A 3288-nucleotide genomic window follows, 5' to 3' on the forward strand; every position below is an offset into this window, starting at 1 on the left:
CGGCCCGGGTGTCGTCAGGGGCCGCACCGGCGTGGACGGGAACGTCAGCCCTCCACCGTCTGAGCCTGAGGCGCGATCCTGAGCGCGAGCTCCCGCGGGCCGGCACCGACGGCCGGCAGGACCGTACCGTGCCGTCGGGGGCAGGGACGATCCCGCAGGCCACGATGTCCATCGCCAGCACCGCGCCGTGGCTGCTCCTCGTCAGTGGCCGCGCGCGGCCGGATGTCGTGGGCATGCAACGGAGCCCGACGCAGAGACTCGGATGACTGGGTCAGCGTCGCCGGTAGACATCGCTGCGGTGTTCGATGCGGACCGCGTACACCCGGTTGGCGGCCTCGTCGATCCGGTAGATGACGCGATAGCCCCCTCGGCGAGCGCTGTGATAGCCGGCCAGGTCGCGGGTGAGTGGTCTGCCGACTCGGTAGGGGTTGTCGGCCAAAGGGCCGAAGCAGAATTCGACGACGGCTGCAGCCGCCTTCTCCGGCATCCTGTTGACCCCACGGCGGGCGCTGACGGTGACCTCAACTCGGACGCGGGCGGTGCTCACGCGGTGTCGGCGGGTCGGGAGCGGACGCTGTGGTCGGCGCGGATCGCCGCCTCGTCGAACGTCTCGCCGCGGGCGATCTCGGCCTCGGCTTCGCGGATCTCGTCCAGTGCCCCAGGAGTGCAGAGGATGTCGAGAGTCTCCTCGATGGAGGCAAGATCCTCTGGTGAGATCAGCACCGCCGCGGGGTGCCCGTGCTTGGTCACGATCACCCGCGCGTGCGTCCGCTGCACGTCCGCGACAAGCTCCGAGAGCCGGTTGCGCACGTCGGCCAGCGAGTACTCGTTCATAGCCATAAGGATAGGCAGACAACCAGCATGCATCATCCCCCCCGCACCAAGGACCGGGGATTGTCCACAGCTCCGCGTGGCAGGCGAGCAAGTGAGCGGTCGGCGTGACAGGCTGGCCGCACAGGACAGTCGGAAGGTGGGTCATGGGCAAGGGCAGTCGGAGGAGACGGAACGGGTCAGGCGCCGCGAGCGGGAGCGGGCCCGGTGGGCGGGGCGCCGCGTTCGGTGCGTGGAGTCCTGGGCCGGGCGCGGGGAGTGGCCGACCGACGGGAGGCGCGGACGCCTTGGCAGCTCTCGTGCCACACCTCGTGAGTGACGCGCTCATCGCCCTACAGCGAGGCGACCAGGCGGCGGCTGACGACGCAGCCGTCGCCTTCGCCCAGGTCTGCGCCATGCCGGTCGGTCGACGGATCACCGTCACCCACCTCGTCACGGCGCTCAGCGACGCGACGACCGAGGCATGGCAGCGTGGGTGGCAGCCGGCCGACGTCCATCGCTACGCAGGGAAGGTGCTCGCCACCCCGGAGCAGGCGCTCGTCGTCGACGTCATGAGTCTCGAGATGCAGCGCTATGCGGCTGCAACGGTCGACCCGCGCTGGCTCGGGCAGCTCGACGAGGTCGGCGGTGGCGTCTGGTGGGCCACCTCGCAGACCCTGCTCGAGGCGCACCGTGGGCGCGGGCTCGACTGGCTGACCCTGCTGACCCGGACGCTGGCCGTGCTGCACCTGCTCGTGACGCTGCCACGGCTCGAATGCCTGACGCCGCTGCCGGGCTCGGTGGTGCCGCCGCGCCCCGCAGCGGCAGCGTCGAGCGCCGACGACGCGGACCGTCCCGCCGCCGACGAGCGGATCCTGTCCCGCGTGCGCCAGCTGCTGGCCAAGGCCGAGTCGACGACGTTCGAGGCCGAGGCGGAGACGTTCACGGCCGGTGCGCAGGCGCTCATGGCGCGGCACAGCATCGATGCCGCACTGCTCGCCGCCAGCGGCGAAGGCTCCCGCGGTGGGGATGCGCCGCAAGGTCGCCGGATCGGCATCGACAACCCGTACGACAGTCCCAAGGCCATGCTGCTGGACGCTGTCGCCTCGGCCAACAGGTGCAAGCTCGTCTGGAACCGCGAGCTCGGCTTCGGCACCGTCGTCGGCTTCGAGTCCGACCTCGAGAGCGTCGAGGTGCTCTTCACGTCCCTGCTCGTGCAGGCCACCCGGGCGGTTACCTCAGCCGGCTCCCGCACGGACGCCTACGGTCGGAGCCGGACGAGGTCCTTCCGGCAGTCGTTCCTCATGGCGTACGCGGCCCGCATCGGCGAGCGGCTCGAGCAGGTGGCCGACCAGGAGGTCGACGCCGCCACGGCCGAAGGTCGCACCGGCGGGCGCGAGCTCGTCCCGCTGCTCGCGGCCCGAGCCGAGGACGTCCAACGGGTGGTCGAGGACTGGTTCCCCGAGCTGCGCAACAGGGCCGTGCGGGTCGGTCGCGATGCCGAGGGCTGGCACTCGGGCCGCGCCGCGGCGGACCGAGCCCACCTCGGCACCGGCGAGCAGATCGCGTCAGCCTGACCTGCCCGCTCTCACATCCGCTCGCCCGAGCGGCGCGACGTGCAGCACGCCCTGTGGAGTGCCCAGCGGTCGTTCCTGCCTGCTGGCCGGACAAGCGAGGCTCGTCTGGGGCGCTGTGGCTCAGCTCAGTGAACCGGACGACCAGTCGACGGGGTAGTGGCGACGGGCCAGCCGATGACCGTCGTGTGGTCGAGCAGGTCCTCCTCGTCGCCGCGTGGTAGATACCGCTCCCGCACCGGCCCGTCGCCGCTCTTCGCCTGCTCCAGCACGGCCGCGCCGAGAGCGCCATACGCGGTGTCGAGATCGACGAACGGCCCGTCGTACGTCGTCGTCGCGAGCCGCGCCCCGGCGATCACCTCGGCGCTGGGCGTCCCCTCCGGCACCGGCACGAACGCCACCAGCTCTGCCCTCCCGTCCGTGAAGAACTCGAGCGGGAAGAGCACGCCGTCCGGTCCGGTTCGCGGCACCCCCGACCCGCGCAGCCGACGGTGCAGCTCCGTGAAGGTCTGCACCCACCACGCCGGGCCGGAGAACGGTTTCATGACACACCACGAGACCACCGTCACGACGGCCGCGGGGCCACGCCGCAGGACGCTGCCGTCGTCTCCGGCACGCTGTCGACCGTGCAGCAGGTCGGCAACTGCGTCGGCGTCGCGCTGATCGGTCCGGTCTACTTCCGACCCAGTGCCGGCGGGTCGGGAGTGTCAGGGTCGGGAGCGGCCTTCGCCACCAGCCTGCTCTGCCTGTCCGCCGTCATGGGCGTTCTCGCGGTCCTCGGGGCGGCCCCGACCGGCGGGCGCAGCCGCATCGTGCGAGAGCCTGCCAACGGGTGAGCCTCGCCGCACTCCGCCTCTCACTTTCCCGCCGGGGTCCGATTGTGGGTGGCGCTTTGGGCGGGCCG

General features: G+C 71.8%; 6 protein-coding genes. 3 read left to right on the forward strand and 3 right to left on the reverse strand.

What is annotated here, in order from left to right; translation table 11 throughout:
- The coding region (locus L0H79_RS21645) for a hypothetical protein (RefSeq protein WP_301486816.1) at positions 1–266 on the forward strand (266 nt) is incomplete at its 5' end.
- A 5-nt stretch (positions 267–271) separates the two neighbouring features.
- Here L0H79_RS21645 and L0H79_RS21650 read toward each other — a convergent pair.
- Both L0H79_RS21650 and L0H79_RS21655 read right to left on the reverse strand, forming a co-directional pair.
- Positions 272–547, reverse strand: coding sequence for a type II toxin-antitoxin system RelE/ParE family toxin (locus L0H79_RS21650; RefSeq protein ID WP_301486818.1), 276 nt, complete (start codon positions 545–547; stop codon positions 272–274).
- Positions 544–834, reverse strand: a complete 291-nt coding sequence (locus L0H79_RS21655; RefSeq protein ID WP_301486820.1) for a type II toxin-antitoxin system Phd/YefM family antitoxin — start codon at positions 832–834, stop codon at positions 544–546. Before L0H79_RS21655 ends, L0H79_RS21650 begins: the two co-directional genes overlap by 4 nt.
- Before the next feature lie 296 nt (positions 835–1130).
- Here L0H79_RS21655 and L0H79_RS21660 point away from each other — a divergent pair, with 296 nt between their 5' ends.
- Complete coding sequence (locus tag L0H79_RS21660) at positions 1131–2387, forward strand: DUF2786 domain-containing protein (protein WP_301486821.1); 1257 nt, start codon at positions 1131–1133, stop codon at positions 2385–2387.
- 125 nt (positions 2388–2512) lie between these two features.
- Here L0H79_RS21660 and L0H79_RS21665 read toward each other — a convergent pair whose 3' ends face one another.
- On the reverse strand, positions 2513–2929 hold the full coding sequence (locus L0H79_RS21665; RefSeq protein WP_301486823.1) for a hypothetical protein: 417 nt from the start codon (positions 2927–2929) through the stop codon (positions 2513–2515).
- A gap of 81 nt (positions 2930–3010) precedes the next feature.
- Between L0H79_RS21665 and L0H79_RS21670 the strand changes: the two genes are divergently transcribed.
- Positions 3011–3220: a hypothetical protein gene (locus tag L0H79_RS21670; protein WP_301486824.1), complete on the forward strand. Its 210-nt coding sequence runs from the start codon at positions 3011–3013 to the stop codon at positions 3218–3220.
- The last annotated feature ends 68 nt before the right edge of the window (positions 3221–3288 follow it).

It is taken from the genome of Intrasporangium sp. (assembly GCF_030452765.1).
Taxonomy (GTDB): Bacteria; Actinomycetota; Actinomycetes; order Actinomycetales; family Dermatophilaceae; genus Intrasporangium_A.

Bases quoted from the DNA above. Each gene is read 5' to 3' on its own strand.
- L0H79_RS21655 (WP_301486820.1), bottom strand. From the start codon at position 834: ATGAACGAGTACTCGCTGGCCGACGTGCGCAACCGGCTCTCGGAGCTT.
- L0H79_RS21665 (WP_301486823.1), bottom strand. From the start codon at position 2,929: ATGAAACCGTTCTCCGGCCCGGCGTGGTGGGTGCAGACCTTCACGGAG.